The sequence below is a fragment of the Pseudarthrobacter sp. NCCP-2145 genome, assembly GCF_023708005.1.
Lineage (GTDB): Bacteria > Actinomycetota > Actinomycetes > Actinomycetales > Micrococcaceae > Arthrobacter > Arthrobacter oxydans.
Genome location: NZ_BRCG01000008.1, coordinates 145,157 through 161,441 on the forward strand (window position 1 = coordinate 145,157; position 16,285 = coordinate 161,441).

At 67.6% G+C, this 16,285-nt stretch carries 11 protein-coding genes; 7 read left to right on the forward strand and 4 right to left on the reverse strand.

What is annotated here, in order from left to right; translation table 11 throughout:
* Positions 1 to 36 precede the first annotated feature (36 nt).
* Positions 37 to 1,755 (reverse strand): dolichyl-phosphate-mannose--protein mannosyltransferase, encoded by a 1,719-nt coding sequence (locus NFU08_RS09275; RefSeq protein WP_251422454.1) that lies wholly within the window; start codon positions 1,753 to 1,755, stop codon positions 37 to 39.
* A gap of 54 nt (positions 1,756 to 1,809) precedes the next feature.
* Between NFU08_RS09275 and rsmI the strand changes: the two genes are divergently transcribed.
* Both rsmI and NFU08_RS09285 read left to right on the forward strand, forming a co-directional pair.
* Positions 1,810 to 2,685: a 16S rRNA (cytidine(1402)-2'-O)-methyltransferase gene (rsmI, locus tag NFU08_RS09280; RefSeq protein WP_174175578.1), complete on the forward strand. Its 876-nt coding sequence runs from the start codon at positions 1,810 to 1,812 to the stop codon at positions 2,683 to 2,685.
* 185 nt (positions 2,686 to 2,870) lie between these two features.
* Positions 2,871 to 4,370, forward strand: a complete 1,500-nt coding sequence (locus tag NFU08_RS09285; RefSeq protein WP_174175580.1) for an NAD-dependent succinate-semialdehyde dehydrogenase — start codon at positions 2,871 to 2,873, stop codon at positions 4,368 to 4,370.
* A gap of 25 nt (positions 4,371 to 4,395) precedes the next feature.
* Here NFU08_RS09285 and NFU08_RS09290 read toward each other — a convergent pair whose 3' ends face one another.
* From NFU08_RS09290 to NFU08_RS09300, 3 genes are read right to left on the reverse strand one after another with little or no spacing between them, the layout of a single operon-like run.
* On the reverse strand, positions 4,396 to 6,918 hold the full coding sequence (locus NFU08_RS09290; protein WP_251422457.1) for a transglutaminaseTgpA domain-containing protein: 2,523 nt from the start codon (positions 6,916 to 6,918) through the stop codon (positions 4,396 to 4,398).
* Positions 6,915 to 8,357, reverse strand: coding sequence for a DUF58 domain-containing protein (locus NFU08_RS09295; protein ID WP_251422460.1), 1,443 nt, complete (start codon positions 8,355 to 8,357; stop codon positions 6,915 to 6,917). The genes NFU08_RS09290 and NFU08_RS09295 overlap by 4 nt, the downstream gene beginning before the upstream one ends.
* A gap of 9 nt (positions 8,358 to 8,366) precedes the next feature.
* Complete coding sequence (locus NFU08_RS09300; protein ID WP_174175586.1) at positions 8,367 to 9,494, reverse strand: MoxR family ATPase; 1,128 nt, start codon at positions 9,492 to 9,494, stop codon at positions 8,367 to 8,369.
* 163 nt (positions 9,495 to 9,657) lie between these two features.
* Between NFU08_RS09300 and NFU08_RS09305 the strand changes: the two genes are divergently transcribed.
* The 5 genes from NFU08_RS09305 to NFU08_RS09325 all read left to right on the forward strand — a co-directional run bounded on the left by NFU08_RS09305 (position 9,658) and on the right by NFU08_RS09325 (position 15,941).
* Positions 9,658 to 10,563, forward strand: coding sequence for a TatD family hydrolase (locus NFU08_RS09305; RefSeq protein WP_174175588.1), 906 nt, complete (start codon positions 9,658 to 9,660; stop codon positions 10,561 to 10,563).
* A 280-nt stretch (positions 10,564 to 10,843) separates the two neighbouring features.
* Entirely contained in the window at positions 10,844 to 12,022 is a 1,179-nt protein-coding gene (locus NFU08_RS09310; protein WP_174175590.1) for a resuscitation-promoting factor, read from the forward strand.
* 220 nt (positions 12,023 to 12,242) lie between these two features.
* Complete coding sequence (gene rsmA, locus NFU08_RS09315; protein WP_174175592.1) at positions 12,243 to 13,112, forward strand: 16S rRNA (adenine(1518)-N(6)/adenine(1519)-N(6))-dimethyltransferase RsmA; 870 nt, start codon at positions 12,243 to 12,245, stop codon at positions 13,110 to 13,112.
* Positions 13,109 to 14,071: a 4-(cytidine 5'-diphospho)-2-C-methyl-D-erythritol kinase gene (locus NFU08_RS09320; protein ID WP_251422463.1), complete on the forward strand. Its 963-nt coding sequence runs from the start codon at positions 13,109 to 13,111 to the stop codon at positions 14,069 to 14,071. Before rsmA ends, NFU08_RS09320 begins: the two co-directional genes overlap by 4 nt.
* Before the next feature lie 40 nt (positions 14,072 to 14,111).
* Positions 14,112 to 15,941 carry an ABC-F family ATP-binding cassette domain-containing protein gene (locus NFU08_RS09325; RefSeq protein WP_174175596.1) on the forward strand — a complete coding sequence of 610 codons (1,830 nt, stop codon included), beginning with the start codon at positions 14,112 to 14,114 and terminating at the stop codon, positions 15,939 to 15,941.
* Positions 15,942 to 16,285 lie beyond the last annotated feature (344 nt).

Here is a 16,285-nt window from a genome sequence, read left to right on the forward strand (position 1 = left end):
GCAGCGGCTCAGTTGGGGGTCTGATGCCATCCTGCCCTAGATCCAGGACGGCATCCACATCCGGACTTTCCAGGCGTCGTAGGGAATGGTTTCCGCGGCCCAGACAGGATAGAAGAATGCCGACAGCAGGATTGCCGCAGCGATGAACAGTGCCACCAGGTACAGCCCTGACCGGCGGCGCCAGGGCGGGTCGGAGGCCCTGCCCAGGACGAGGCCCAGGCAGTACACGAGTGCCAGAATGAGGAACGGCTCGAAGGACACCGCGTAGAAGTAGAACATGGTCCGTTCGGGGTACAGGAACCACGGCAGGTAGCCTGCGCCCACACCGGCCAGTATGGCGCCGGCACGCCAGTCCCGCCGCCCGGCCCACCAGAACAGCAGGACCACCAGGGAAATAACGGCGCCCCACCAGATCAGCGGATTTCCCACGGACAGGATGGCCGAGGTGCATTTTTCCACCGCGCAGCCGGGACTGCCCTGCGGCGGTGTCTCGTAAAAGAACGACGTCGGCCTGCCAAGTACCAGCCAGCTCCATGCGCTTGCCTCGTACGGGTGGTCCGATCCAAGGCCCTGGTGGAAGGTGTAGGCCTCCCGGTGGTAGTGCGCCAGCGAGCGGACGGCGTCCGGCAGCCAGTCCCATCCGGGGGAGGCGTTGCTTTGCGCCCACCGGCGGAAGTAAGCATTCTCGGAGCGGAACCAGCCGGTCCACGATGCCGCGTACACCAGCCCGGCTACCGGCACCATGCTGATGAACGCCGGAATCCCGTCCTTGATGATGCCGCCGCTGATCCAGCCCCGCATACCGGCAACCCGCCGGGCGTTGAGGTCCCACAGGACCGTGAGGAGTCCGAACCCGGCAAGGAAGAACAGGCCAGACCATTTGGTCCCGACGGCGAGCCCCAGGCAGATCCCCGCCGCCACGCGCCACCAGCGGATCCCCAGCCACGGACCGGACAGCAGCTGTCCCGTCGTCGGACGCCCTCCGTTGTCTGCGGCGGCGCGCGCCAGCCGGAGCGCCAGCCGGCGCCGGCCGCTGTCCCGGTCCAGCAGCAGGGCCCCGAAGGCGGCCAGGACCCAGAACATCAGGAAAATATCCAGCAGCGACGTCCGGGACATCACCAGGTGGTGGCCGTCCACCGCAAGGAGGAGCCCGGCAGCCCCCGCCAGGGGAAGCGACCGGAAGAGCTTCAGGGCAATCAGGGACAGGAGCAGGATGGACAGTGTGCCGGTCAGGGCTGCTGCGAAGCGCCAGCCAAAAGGGTTGTCCGGGCCGAAGATCCCCATGCCGGCGGCGATCATCCACTTGCCCACGGGCGGATGGACCACGTACTCGGGGGAGTCCAGCAGCACACCAGGGTTTCCGGCGTTGAACGCGTCATTGGCTTTGTCCGGCCAGCCGCGCTCGTAGCCGCTGACCAGGTAGGAGTATGCGTCTTTGACGTAGTACGTTTCGTCGAAGACCAGCTTGGGCGGGGCCTCAAGCCGGACGAACCTGAGGATCCCGCCGGCAAGGGCGGTCAGGACGGGGACCAGCAGGAACCACAGCCTCAGCGACGGCGGGTAGTCGCGCCATCCGCGGGCGCTGCCGAGGAGCCGTGCCAGCAGCGATTCGACCGTGAAGGCGTCGGCGGGGCGGCTGACCCAGGGCCGGCGGGGGGAACTGCCCGAACCGCCTGCTGTCCTCCCGGTTTCATCACCGGAGGCCGCGGGGGCGGCCTGTCCGGTCCCGCCCGGCCGCGTCGAGGTCTGCGTCACCAGCCCATGCTACCGTTTGCGGCCGGCGGTCCCCGGCAGCAGTAGGCTGATGGCGTGGACCCTAACCCCAGCACCCTTCCTGATTCCGGCCCGGCACCTGCGGGGCGCATCGTGCTCGCCGCCACCCCGATCGGGAACACCGGTGACGCTTCCGCGCGGCTGGTGGAACTGCTGGGAACCGCGGACATCGTGGCAGCCGAGGACACCCGCCGCCTCCACCGGCTGGTTCAGAGCCTGGGCGTCACCGTGGCCGGGCGGGTCATCAGCTACCACGAGCACAACGAGGCCACCAAGACGGCCGAGCTGCTGGCACAGGTGCAGGCAGGAAGCACCCTGGTCATGGTTACCGACGCCGGGATGCCCTCGGTTTCGGACCCGGGCTTCCGCCTGGTTGAAGGGGCGGTCGCGGCCGGCCTCACAGTGACGGCCGTCCCGGGGCCGTCAGCGGTACTCACCGCCCTGGCGTTGTCCGGCCTGCCCACGGACCGCTTCTGCTTTGAAGGGTTCCTTCCGCGGAAGGCCGGTGAGCGGGCGTCGCGCCTGGCCGAGCTTGCGGGGGAGCGCAGGACCATGGTGTTCTTCGAGGCACCGCACCGGCTGGAGGTGATGCTCCGGGCGCTGCGCGAACGGTTCGGACCGGACCGTCCCGTCGCCGTCTGCCGTGAACTGACCAAAACATACGAAGAGGTCATCCGCGGCACGCTCAGTGAACTGTTGGTGTGGGCGGAAAGCACGGAGATCAGGGGCGAGATCGCCGTTGTCCTGGGCGGGGCGCCGGAAAAGGCGCCCGGGACGCCGGAGGACCATGTGGCCGCCGTGAACGAACTCGTGGCCCAGGGCATCCGGCTCAAGGAAGCGGTGGCAGCGGTGGCCGAGGACGTCCGGGTGAGCAAACGGGAACTGTACTCCGCTGTGCTGGCGGCCCGCTGACCGTCCCCGCAAACGATGCCTGTTCCGCTGTGCAGCTGCACAGCAGCGCCATGATGCGGCAGTGCGCAACGGCGTAGACCAGCCGGAAGCCGCCGCAGTAGTCTGGCAGTAATTCAGCCTGTATGGGCCCGGTCACTCCGGCCGCCGCCAAGGGCTGCACCAACCCTACTGACGAGGGAGTCATCGTGACTGTCACTGCACAGCCGGCCGTTTCCGCAGACCGCGAAAGCGCCCTTCTGGCCTCTGTCCCCACTGGCCTGCTCATCAACGGTGAATGGCGGGACGCCATCTCCGGGAAGACGTTCGACGTCGAGGATCCCGCCACCGGGAAGGTGCTCTTGAGCCTTGCCGACGCCGGTGCCGAGGATGGCAAGGCCGCCCTGGACGCTGCCGCCGCGGCCCAGGATTCCTGGGCTAAGGTGCCCCCGCGCGAACGGGGCGAGATCCTCCGCCGCGCGTTCGAGCTCGTCACCGAACGCGCCGAGGACTTCGCGCTGCTGATGACCATGGAAATGGGCAAGCCGCTGGCCGAAGCCCGCGGTGAGGTCACGTACGGTGCCGAGTTCCTGCGCTGGTTCTCCGAGGAAGCAGTGCGTGCGTTCGGCCGCTACTCGGTGTCCCCGGACGGCAAGTCCCGCCTGCTGGTGACCAAGAAGCCGGTGGGCCCCTGCCTGCTGATCACGCCGTGGAACTTCCCGCTGGCCATGGCAACCCGCAAGATCGCCCCGGCCGTCGCCGCAGGCTGCACCATGGTCCTGAAGTCCGCGAACCTCACCCCGCTGACCTCCCAGCTGTTCGCCGCCGTCATGATGGAGGCCGGCCTGCCCGCCGGTGTCCTGAACGTCATCCCCACCTCTACCGCTGGTGCCACCACCGGCCCGCTGATCAAGGATTCCCGGCTCCGGAAGCTCTCCTTCACCGGGTCCACCGAGGTGGGCCGCCGCCTGCTCTCCGACGCCTCCGAAACCGTCCTGCGCACCTCCATGGAACTGGGCGGCAACGCACCGTTCCTGGTCTTCGAGGACGCCGACATCGATGCCGCCGTCGCCGGTGCCATGCTCGCCAAGCTCCGCAACATGGGCGAGGCCTGCACGGCAGCGAACCGGTTCATCGTGCACGAATCCGTCGCGGCCGAGTTCGCGGAGAAGTTCGCCGCAAAGATGAAGGACATGACCACCGCCCGCGGCACCGAGCCGGAGTCCAAGGTGGGCCCGCTGATCGACGCGAAGAGCCGGGACAAGGTCCACGAACTCGTCTCCGACGCCGTGGCCTCCGGCGCCACAGCCGTCCTGGGCGGCGGGCCGGTGGAAGGCCCGGGCTACTTCTACCAGCCCACCATCCTCTCCGGCGTCACCGAAGGCACCCGCATCCTGTCCGAGGAAATCTTCGGACCGGTCGCGCCTATCATCACCTTCAGCTCAGAGGATGACGCGGTGCGCCTGGCCAACAACACCGAATACGGACTGGTGGCCTACGTCTTCACCAAGGACCTGAACCGGGGCATCCGGATGGGCGAACGCCTCGAAACCGGCATGCTCGGCCTGAACGCAGGCGTCATCTCCAATGCCGCGGCACCCTTCGGCGGCGTCAAGCAGTCCGGCCTGGGACGCGAGGGCGGCCTCGAAGGCATCGAGGAATACCTCTACACCCAGTACATCGGCATCGCAGACCCCTACGCCGGATAACGCCCGGATCAGGCAAAGCGGCCGGTCAGCCGCCGCTGTGCCGCCGAACGCCGTCGCCCGCTCCCTGCCTGGAATGACCAGGACGGGAGCGTGCGGCGGCTTTTGCCGTCCTGCGCAGGAAGTGCCCTGTGGCCAGGAAAGGTGCGGCAAGCAGCCGGCCCAGCCGTCCCATCACGGACGGTGGGATCCACGCCGCCTGAAGCCGCCTGGGCAAGCCAGCATTGGCCTGCAGGGACGATTCCACGGCCGCAATCTGCGCAGCCACGGCGCCGCCGGTTCCGCGGGCCGGACCGGGCTGTCCGCCGTCGGCCGCTGCCTCCGGGTCAGCGCCGGACGGGCGGCCATAGCTGTGGCGTTCGAAGCCTGCCGTGAGTGCGGCGACGGCCTGGTGCGCCGCCCGGTCCAGGCCATCGGGATCCCCCAGCAGCGCGCCGCGCAGCCGCGCTGAATACGCGCGGGGCGTTTCGCTGGATCCGGGGGGAAGGCCAAAGTCGGTGCCGAGGTCCAGCAGTTCACGCCAGCCCAGGGGCACCGCGTTAGCGGGGTCCTGGGGCCTCAGCCGCCTGGCCCTCATGCCTGCCCTGATGAGCCGGGGCGCGGCCATCAGGAGTGCCAGCCCCAGGACGCTGCATGCGACCAGGAGCCACGGCAGGAGCTGGACGCCCGGATCGGCACTTCCGCCGCCGCCGGGTGCGGGCAGCGCAGTGGCGCTCGGCGCGGGCGTGGGTGCGGGGGTGGCATCGGGAAGCAGGTCATCATTGTTGTCAAGCGCGTCAGGGGCGGCAGCGGTGGAGGATTCCGTGGCGTAGTCGGGAACCACGCCGCGGGACGGGGTGGGTTCGAAAGGCACCCAGCCCAGGCCCTGGAAGTAGAGCTCCGGCCAGGCGTGGGCATCGCGCGCATCCACCTCATACTCCGGCAGTGCTCCCTGGCCTGCCACCGAAACCGTGGCGCCGGTAAGCCTGCCCGGTGCGTAGCCCACCGCGATGCGGCTGGGGATACCCTCAAGCCTCGCCATCACAGCCATCGCGGACGCGTAGTGGATGCAGTATCCGCTCTTTTGCTCAAGGAAGTCGGCCAGGACCGACAGCCCGTTGCCGTCATAGCCGCCCTGCACCGGAGACTGCAGGGAATAGGTGAACTCTGCCGAACGGAGGTATTTCTGGATGGCCATGGCCTTCGCGTACGGGGTGCCTGTCCCCGCCACGGTATCGGCGGTGCTGCGGACAATGTCCGGAACGTTGCCGGGAATCCTGGTGAAATCCTCCGGGATGCCCTGGACGGCGGCCGAGGACTGTGCCAGGAGCCCTGCCGTCAGCCGGGGGGCGGTGGACGTGACCAGGTACTCCTGCCGCCGGGACGTGGTGGTGTCCGAACCTTTGATGCTGAGGGTGGCCGGGTCCCAAGTCCACCGCCCGCTGAGTCCCCGGACCGATTCCGGGGCATACGGGGCAGGGAGATAGGGGCTGGTGAAGCTGCCGGCGTCGATGGCCGTGACCAGCCGCTGCTGCTCGTCCGCCAGGACTGTGTAGCCGGGATCGATGCGCCCGCCCAGGGGCAGCCGGGAGGCGTCACGGTCGTCCGGCCCCCAGGAGTCGCCATCGAAATGGTCAACGGTGACGGAGCGCAGGTACAGCGGGGTGGAGGCGTTCGTGGCGTAGGTGATCCGGCCGCTGCCGTCAGGTGTCCGCAGGCTGTTGCCCAGCGTGATCATGGGGTTAAGGCCGGTGGAGGTGCCCCACGGGTTGAGCCGGGAACCTTGCGGAAACGTTCCCTGGTCAAAGCCGGGAATGGCCATGGGCACCACCAGTGTGGCGGCCAGGGCAACAGATCCCGTGAGCACGGCACGCTTCACCTGGCCCGGGCTGCGGGCGGAATCACTCTGGAACCGGGCACTGGGGGCGAAATACTGGCTGCAGGCGAGGACCGCCAGGTATCCCGCCACCGTGAAGGCGAAGCCCCAGAAACCCACGCTTTGCGGCTTGATCATTGCCGGCACCACCAGGATGGCCAGCAGCCCCACCCCGGACGCAGCGGGAATGCCGAGCGGCACCGCGAGGGCGTCCACCAGGATCACCGCCAGGCCCAGCACAGCGCAAATGACCATGACGATGCCCACATTCGGCGCCACGGGAGCCGTCTCTGAAAGGACGGTTTCGCTGGCCCTCCGGATGAGGCGGTCCAGCTCCACGAGGGTTCCGGCGGTAGGGATGAACCCGGCCAGGCTGGAGCTGCGGAAGAACGTCAGTGTCAGGATGGCGCCCAGGGAGATGAATCCACCGGCCGTCACCAGGAGGGGCTGGGCGCGTACGGACCGCAGGGCAGCCAGCGTGAGGCTGACCACCACGACGGTGGTCAGGACGGGCCAGTACCAGCCCCAGCCGCGGAGCACGCCGTTGAGCGAAAGCGCGGCACCGGAGACGGCAACAGCGATGGCGCCGGCCATGGCCCAGGGGTAGGCGCCCACCCGGTGCCGTGCGGCGGCCTGCTCCGGCCTGCTTCCGGACTGCCTGCTGGCTCCCGGACTGCGCGTTGGGGCCGCGGTCACCGCGCGGCTCCGGTTCCGCGGCGGACCTCGGCCGAGGGTGCGGGCACTGCCACGTCCTGGTCGAACTGGCTCCAGGCCGATGCCACGGACACGGCAGGCGCAACGGCCACCGCCCGCCACCCTCCCTGCCGCAGCACTTCCAGGACCTCCGCTGACTCGCCGGGCTTTTCCGTCACGATGACGGCGAAGGCATTCGTGGCGTAGCCCGCGGCAGGGGCAAGGGCGAGGGCCTCCATCCGCGAGAGTGTTCCAAGGACTGCGATCACCGGACCCCTCATGCGGTGTGCGGAAAGTTTGTCCATGAGCAGGTCATCGAAGGCCTCAGGTCCCGCGTCGAGGGCAGCGCGCTCGCCGGCTGCACCGACCCGGCCCGCCCAGTGCTGGAGGGCATTGTCACGGTGGGGGTGGTGGGACCCGGTCAGCTGGATGGCTGCCAGGCTTTCGGCGATGGACTGGAGCCCGGCTGCGCCGCTGTACTCCTCCACCTCAGGCTCGGGGGCCGACGGCGAACGCAGGAAGGCGGGTCCGCCGCCGGTGTCGAGCAGGCGCAGCGCATAGTTCCGTTCCGCCAGGTGTGCGCTGATGGACATGACTGCAACGACCGACCATTCGAAGGTTCCGCTGGTGGCCAGGGGGTGCCCGTCCGGGCCTGCCTGCCCCACCGGCCCTCCGGAACCTCCATTAAACGCACCGTACCGGTGGTCCATGATGACCGTGGCCTCCGGTGTGGTGACGGATTCCTCCTGGCGCACCATGAGGTCGCCGTGGCGTGCGGTGGCAGCCCAGTGCACCCGCCGCATCGGGTCGCCGTGGCGGTACTCGCGGGTCATCACGTCGTCGTCGCTGGGGTTGGCTCGGATCCTGGTGGCGGTCACGCCGTCATTGCCGCGCGCGCCGGCCAGTCCGGTGAGGGGAAGGACGACGGCGGCGGGCGTCACGGTGAGGATGTCGCCGTCGTCTATTGCCTGCCTGTGCAGCGACAGGCCAAACGGATCCGTGAATTCGGCGGTCACCGGGCCGATGAGGAACTGGCCGCGCTGGGCCGAACGGAGGTGGTATTCATACCGGCTGGTGCCCCCGGTGGCTGAACGGGAGGGGAACCGGAAAGCCGGCGACTCGCCGAAACGGCCGGGCAGCCGCTCCTCCATGGTGGCGCTTCCGCTTCCGCTGCCCGTCCGTGCCACTGCGAGCCGCACGGTTGTGGGCGCCGACGTTTCCACGGGCGACGGAGTGAACTCGCGGTACACCCGGAACCGGGGCTTGACCAGCCGGATCCCGGCAAGGGAAACCAGGGGGAGGACAATCAGCAGTACTGCCAGCGTCAGCAGGTCCCTGCGGCCCATGACGTAGGCGGCGCCCACTGCAACCCCGCCGGCGGCGATCATTCCCCAACCGCGTTGGGTGAAGAGGTGCCGCGGCACCCTGTCCGACAGCGCCATGGGTTTCCCCTACTGGTTCCTGCTTAGCCCGGTGACCGGGGCCGCTGTCCTGCCGGCAGGTGCCGCATTCCTTGTGCCGGTTCCGGCGCCCTCCGAAGTGACCGGCAGGCGGGACAGGATGCCCCTCAGTACGCTGTGCGGGGTTTCCCCGGACCCGGCAGCCTTGCGGTCCAGGATGATGCGGTGTGCCAGGACGGCTTCGGCGACGTGGACGACGTCGTCCGGCAGGACGAAGTCCCGGGCGTCCAGGGCGGCCGTGGCTTTCGCCGCCCGGAGCAGCTGCAGCAGGGAGCGTGGGCTGGCGCCGAGCCGGAGCAGCGGACTCTCCCTGGTGGCCCTGCCCAGCGACACGGTGTATTCCTTGACGGCCTTGGACACGTAAACCTGCTGCACCGTGGTGATCATGGCGGCCACCTCCGCCGAGGTGACCACCGCGGAGACCCTGGTCAAGGGCGAGGTGGCCTGATGCGTTTCGAGCATCTCAATCTCGGCGTCCTTGTCCGGGTACCCCATGGAGATCCGGGCCATGAACCGGTCCCGTTGCGCCTCCGGCAACGGATAGGTCCCTTCCATTTCGATGGGGTTCTGGGTGGCCACCACCATGAACGGCTCGTCGAGCCGGTACGAGGTGCCGTCAACCGTGACCTGGTGCTCTTCCATGCATTCGAGCAGCGCTGACTGTGTCTTGGCGGAGGCCCTGTTGATTTCGTCGCCAATGACAATGTTGGCAAAGACCGCCCCCGGCCGGAACTCGAACAGGCGGGAGGACTGGTTGTAGATGGACACACCCGTCACATCCGACGGCAGCAGGTCGGGGGTGAACTGGATCCGGTTGACGGTGCAGTCGATGGTGCGGGCCAGGGTCTTCGCGAGGAGTGTTTTCCCCACTCCGGGCACATCTTCGAGGAGCAGATGCCCCTGGGCCAGCAGGACGGTCAGTGCCAGCCTGGCGGCGTCGGATTTCCCATCGATGACGGTATTGACAGACGAGAGGATGCGCTGCGTTGCCGCGTGGAAACCTTCCGCGTCCATGGCGGCCGGGCGGTGCCCGTTCAGGTGGCTGACGGGATCAGCGAGCCCCGCCAGGGTGCGGTTCGCAGCGCTCACATCGTTGGCAGTGCGTCGGTGGGATTCCATCGGCAACCTTTCAGCCCGGGGTTCTACCTGGACGGGACAACAAGCCTGCCGTCGCCCGTCGGTGGGCGTTCGCATGTGTTCCTACCAGACTACTAACACAACTGCCGCAGCTGACAGAGAGTTCCGACAAAAATGGGGAAGGGTCCGCGGCTAGGCTGGATGGATGTGCACCTCGCTTCCTCCTGCCGCTTATCAGGACCCTGGCACCGATGACGCCCAGGAGCCGCGCAGTTCCCGGCCAAAGGCCTTCCCGCCCGCTCCCGAGCCCCTGCCCGTACCTGTGATGGATAACCACACACACCTGGACTTCCCGGATGGCAAGGCTCCCGTTGGGATATCGGCGGCGCTTGATGCCGCTGCCGCCGTGGGCGTCCAAGGTGCGGTGCAGGTGGGCTGCGACCTTGAGTCATCACGGTTCACCGTCCAGGCGGTTGACCTGGACCGCCGGCTGTTGGGGGCGGTGGCGTTGCACCCCAACGACGCTCCCCGCTACGCCGCCCGCGGCCAGTTGGAAGAGGCGCTGGCGGAAATTGAACAGCTGGCCGCCCACCCGCGGATCCGGGCCATCGGCGAGACCGGCCTGGACTACTACCGCACCGAAGGAGAAGGCCTGGCGCACCAGCGGCACTCCTTCCGCCGCCATATCGACATCGCCAAACGCCTCGACCTGACGCTCCAGATCCACGACCGGGACGCGCACGACGACGTCGTCCAGGTGCTCCGGGAAGAAGGCGCCCCTGCACGCGTGGTCTTCCACTGTTTCTCCGGCGATGAGGATCTGGCAAGAACCTGCAACCAGGAGGGCTGGTGGATGTCCTTTGCCGGAACCCTGACCTTCCGCAACGCCGCCAACCTGCGTGCTGCGCTCGCTGTTGCGGATCCCAACCTGGTCCTGGTGGAAACCGATGCGCCGTTCCTTACCCCGCACCCGCACCGGGGCCGGCCAAATGCCAGCTACATGGTCCCTTACACGGTCCGGGCCATGGCCGAATTGACAGGAACTGACCTGGCCGGGCTGTGCGCCGGAATCGCCGACAATACCGTGCGGGCATACGGAAGCTGGGACTGAGGGACCGATTTCCCGGCGTTACATTATGAATACCCGGTATGCATAATTCTTGGCGGCTTTATAACGCTACGGTTACAGTGGACATTTATTAGCCGGGGTCGGGGAAGGCCAACGGGTAATTTCACTTCTTTCCGCAGCAGGATTGCCGGGCTTTGTCCCGCGTGCCGGTTGTGCGGAGTGTGGCGGCGCAACGGTGCCCGGACTGCCATCTTCAGGCGGTGCCGGGCCTTTTATTGCGCGATTTCCCCGTGCCCGGAAGGACCTAAAGTTACGGGCAAACGTGAGCAAGTTCTTCACATCGGACGGCAAGTTCAGCTTCGTCAAGGTTGGTGCCCAGCTTCTGGTGCTCTGCGCGCTCGTGGTGGGCCTCGTAGCCTTCGTGGGCAATAACAAAACCATCACGCTCAACGTCGACGGCAAGGTCTCGTCCGTGCAGACGTTCGGCGGAACCGTGGGGCAGGTGGTCAAGAGCGCCAACCTGGAGCTGAACCCTGCCGACCGCGTGTCGCCGTCGGTTGATGCCTCGGTCCAGAACGGCACCGTGATCAACGTCAACAAGGCGAAGGAAGTCAAGGTCAGCCTCGACGGTTCCGAGAAGACGGTCAATACCACCGCCCAGGACGTCGCCGGACTGGTGACTGAACTCGGCGTCGCCAGCGCTTCGTCGGTTTCCGCCCCCAAGGACGCCCAGCTTTCCGTCGCCGGTTCCTACGTCTCGATCTCCACCCCCAAGACCGTCAGCCTTGTTGCGGACGGCAAGGTGGACACCGCAACCACCACGGCGGCCACGGTGGGCAAAGTCCTTGAAGACGCCGGCCTGGTGCTGGGTGCCAACGACCGCTCCTCGCAGCCGGTCAACGCCCATGTGGTCAACAACATGGTGATCAAGGTGTCGCGCGTTGACACCGGCCAGACCGCCGTCGCCACCGAGGACGTACCGTTCGAGACCGTCACGAGCGAAAGCGGCGAGTTGCTCAAGGGTGAGAAGGAAGTTACCCAGAAGGGTGCCGCCGGAAAGCTCGAGAAGACCTACAAGCTCGTGCTGGTGGATGGCCGGGAAGCCTCGCGCACCCTGGTGTCGGAAACAGTAGCTGTCCAGCCCGTGCCTGAGAAGGTCACCGTTGGCACCAAACCGAAGCCCGTTGCCCAGGCTGCCCCCGCAGCAAGTGCTCCCGCTGCAGGCGCCAACACCGGTGCCGCTGCTCCGGCCATGATGAATGAAGCCATGTGGGACAAGATCGCCCAGTGCGAGTCCACCGGAAACTGGAGCATCAACTCCGGCAACGGCTATTACGGCGGCCTCCAGTTCGACATCCGGACCTGGATCGGCGCCGGCGGCGGGGCCTACGCTCCCAACGCCAGCCTTGCCACCAAGGCCCAGCAGATCGACATTGCCAACCGCGTGTACGCGCAGCGCGGCCTTCAGCCATGGGGCTGCGGCTGGGCTGCCACCAGCTGACCTCCACGATTGCGTGCCCGTCAGGGCGCTGCGGCCGGGCACGGACCTCCGTGCCCGGCCGCAGCCTTTTAACCGGTCCTTGAGCCCGGCCGTCCGCCGCGGCTGGTTCCCTGGCCCCTGTTCCGCCCGCTTTCTCCACCTCTGCATCGCGGCTTCTTCCTGTTTCTCCCCTGCTCCTTCCGTGCGGGGCGGTGTGCACGGCGCGGGATAGGATACCTAGGTGACTGAACCAATCCCCGCGCCCGCACCGCTCTTTGGTGCATCCGACATACGCCGGCTCGCGGAGGAAATCGGAATCCGCCCCACCAAGACCCTCGGCCAGAACTTTGTGATTGACGGAAACACCATCCGCAGGATCGTGGCCGCCGCGGACATCGGACCGGACGAGACGGTGCTGGAAGTGGGCCCGGGGCTGGGATCCCTGACCTTGGGACTGCTCGATGCCGCCGCATCCGTGGTGGCAGTGGAAATCGACCCCGTGCTGGCCGCCAAGCTCCCGGCAACGGTCGACCAGTGGCGGCCGTCCGCTGCAGCCCGCTTCCACCTGGTGCACGCCGATGCCATGAAAGTCACGGAGCTCCCCGTACAGCCCACCGCGCTGGTGGCCAACCTGCCCTACAACGTCGCGGTCCCGGTGGTGCTCCACCTGCTGCAGCATTTCCCCAGCCTTCAGCACGGGCTGGTGATGGTCCAGGACGAGGTGGCTGACCGGCTCGCCGCAGGCCCCGGATCCAAAACCTACGGGGTGCCGTCCGTCAAAGCCGCCTGGTACAGCCAGATGCGCAAAGCCGGCGTCATTGGAATGAACGTCTTCTGGCCTGCGCCGAAGATCCACTCCGGGCTGGTGGCGTTTACCCGCCGCGAGCCTCCCGCCACCACCGCAACCCGTGAACAGGTCTTCGCCGTGGTGGACGCCGCCTTCGCCCAGCGCCGCAAGACCCTGAGGGCTGCCCTTGCCGGGTGGGCGGGCGGCGCACCGGAAGCGGAGCGCTGCCTGGTTGCTGCCGGCGTCGACCCCACTGCCAGGGGTGAGGTCATAGACATCCACGCCTTCGCCAGAATCGCAGAAGCCAAGCAGGCGTTGGCATGAACGCCCTGCCAGGCCGGTTCGCCGCCAGGACCGTCCGCGTCAAAGCCCCCGGCAAAGTCAACGTTTCCCTCGAGGTAGGACCGCTCCGCCCCGACGGCTACCACTCCGTCGCAAGCGTGTACCTCGCCGTGTCCCTCTACGAGGAAGTCGCGGCCACCAGCACCGAGGCGCCCGGGATCACCGTCAGCCTGAACCGGGCCAGCACCGTTGACCTTGATGCCGCCGACATTCCCCTGGACGGAAACAACCTTGCCTACAAGGCCGCAGCCATCATGGCGGACGTTTCCGAACGCCCTACCGGGGTCCACCTGGAGATCACCAAGCGGGTCCCCGTGGCCGGCGGCATGGGCGGCGGGTCGGCTGATGCTGCGGCAACCCTCCTGGCGTGCGACGCACTGTGGAACAGCGGCCTATCGCGGGAAGAACTCGCGCACCTTGCCGCGGAACTGGGCGCCGATGTCCCGTTTTCCCTCCTGGGCGGGACGGCGGTAGGGCTGGGGGTGGGCGACGAACTCTCACCGGCGTTGGCGAAGGCGCAGACCCACTGGGTCCTCGTCACGGCAGATTACGGACTTCCCACTCCCGAGGTTTACAGGACCCTGGACCGCATAAGGGAAGCCGGCGGCATCCAGGCGGCAGAACCCACCGGGGTTGATCCCAAGATCCTCACAGCCCTTCGCGGCGGAGACGCCGAAGCGCTGGGCCGGGTCCTGGTCAACGACCTCCAGCGGGCATCCATTGAACTGGCGCCCGCCCTGCGCGATACGCTGGGTATCGGGGAATCGCACGGAGCCATCGCGGGGATTGTCTCGGGATCGGGGCCCACCGTGGCCCTCCTGGCCGATGACTCAGTGGCGGCGGAAGGCCTGGCCGCGGACCTGCGGCATTACGGACTGACAGCCCTCGCCGTCCACGGCCCGGTGCCGGGCGCGCGCATCATCTCCGACACCCACCTCTAAGTCTTACAGTCCCTCCCTCAGCAGCAGAAAGCAGTTCCTTGTGGCACACCTTCTTGGCGGCGAGAACCTGACGGTCTCCTACGCAACCCGCACCGTCCTGGACGGCATCACCCTGGGACTCGAGGAGGGTGACAGGATCGGCATGGTGGGCCGCAACGGTGACGGCAAGTCCACCTTGATGCGCCTGCTGGCCCTGCGCGCCACCCCGGATTCCGGCCGCGTCACCAAGCGGGGCGACGTCAACGTGGGTTACCTGGACCAGAGCGACGTGCTCGACGGCGACCTGACGGTGGGTGCCGCGATCGTGGGGGACCAGGCGGACTACGAATGGGCCCGCAATCCCCAGATCCGCGAAGTCATGGGCGGGCTCGTGTCCGACGTCGACTGGCACGCAAACGTCCACGCGCTCTCCGGCGGGCAGAAGCGGCGCGTGGCCCTGGCCAAACTCCTGATCGAGGACCACGACGTCATCATGCTCGATGAGCCCACCAACCACCTCGACGTCGAGGGTGTGGCGTGGCTGTCCCGGCACCTGAAGACCCGGTGGCGCGCCAACCAGGGCGCATTCCTGGTGGTCACCCACGACCGGTGGTTCCTCGATGAAGTCTGTAACAAAACCTGGGAAGTCCACGACGGGATCGTCGACCCCTTCGAAGGCGGCTACGCCGCCTACGTGCTCGCGCGCGCCGAGCGCGACCGTTCCGCATCGGTCATGGAAGGCAAGCGGCAGCAGCTGGTCAAGAAGGAGCTGGCCTGGCTCCGCCGCGGTGCTCCTGCCCGGACGGCAAAGCCGAAGTTCCGCATCGAGGCCGCCAACGCCCTCATCGCCGACGTGCCCGCCCCGCGCGACTCGATGGCCCTCAGCAAGATGGCCACCGCACGCCAGGGCAAGGACGTGCTGGACCTGGAGAACGTCTCCCTTGACTTCCAGGGCGCCGAGGACGGGCGGAAGCTCTTTGACAACATCACCCTCCGGCTGGCTCCAGGTGAACGCCTGGGACTGGTGGGCGTCAACGGCGCCGGCAAAACCACCCTGCTGAAACTCCTCAACGGAGAGATCACCCCCGACGCCGGGAAGGTCAAGCGGGGCAAGACCGTGGTCACCGCAGTCCTCAGCCAGGAGGTCAAGGAGCTCGACGACGTCGCGGACCTGCGCGTCATCGAGGTCATCGAGCGCGAAAAGCGTTCCTTCAATGTTGGCGGCAAGGAGTTCAGCGCCGGCCAGCTGGTGGAACAGCTTGGCTTCACCAATGAGAAGCAGTGGACCCCCGTCAAGGACCTCTCCGGCGGAGAGCGGCGCCGCCTGCAGCTCCTGCGGCTGCTGGTGGGGGAGCCCAACGTCCTGATGCTGGACGAACCCACCAACGACCTGGACACGGACACCCTCGCTGCCGTCGAGGACGTGCTGGACGGCTGGCCGGGAACGCTGGTAGTGGTCAGCCACGACCGCTACCTCCTGGAGCGCGTCACCGACCACCAGATGGCGCTCCTCGGCGACGGAAAGCTCCGCGGACTGCCCGGCGGCGTGGACCAGTACCTCGAGCTGCGTGAGTCCGCCCTGGCAGGGTCCACTGTGACCGGCGGCGGCAACCCCGTCACCAGCGCCGGTTCCGCGCCGGCAGCCGCAGCCCCATCCGGCGCCTCCGAGGCCGAAAAGCGCGACGCCCGCAAAGCGAAGAACCGCATTGAGCGGCAGCTGGGCAAGCTCGAACAGCAGGAAAAGAAAGTCCACGACCAGATGGTCAAGAGCACCGAGCAGTCGGACTTCGACGCCCTGGCCGAACAGAACAAGAAACTCAAGGACCTCGCAGGGGAACGCGAAGCCCTCGAACTCGAATGGCTTGAGGCTTTGGAAGTCCTCGGCGAGTAACCCCGTTCTGGGCGACGGCAAGGTGCCCCGGCTTGGGTGCCGGAGGCGGCCCTTCGACGTCGCTTAGACACGTCGCAAAGGGGCCGCTTGCTCGCTGAGCGAGCTTCCCATCCCGATGCGCCGCGATGCGCTCCTTTCCGAAGGACCGCCTTCGGCAAAGGGACGTCACCTGGCCGCCGGGAACAGTAAGCAACCCGCGCGGAACCTTCGGCAGGTGGATGAGGGGGGTGGGTGCGGGGCGACTCCCGAACGGAACCTTCGGCAGGTGGGGCGGGAGGCAACGCGGATGCAACTCACACCCTCGAATGGGGACCCTTCGCTGGACGAAACGTCCGCACTAGCGG

Bases quoted from the DNA above. Each gene is read 5' to 3' on its own strand.
- NFU08_RS09295 (WP_251422460.1), bottom strand. From the start codon at position 8,357: ATGGCGCTGTCGGACAGGGTGCCGCGGCACCTCTTCACCCAACGCGGT.
- NFU08_RS09300 (WP_174175586.1), bottom strand. From the start codon at position 9,494: ATGGAATCCCACCGACGCACTGCCAACGATGTGAGCGCTGCGAACCGC.
- NFU08_RS09320 (WP_251422463.1), top strand. From the start codon at position 13,109: ATGAACGCCCTGCCAGGCCGGTTCGCCGCCAGGACCGTCCGCGTCAAA.
- NFU08_RS09305 (WP_174175588.1), top strand. From the start codon at position 9,658: ATGTGCACCTCGCTTCCTCCTGCCGCTTATCAGGACCCTGGCACCGAT.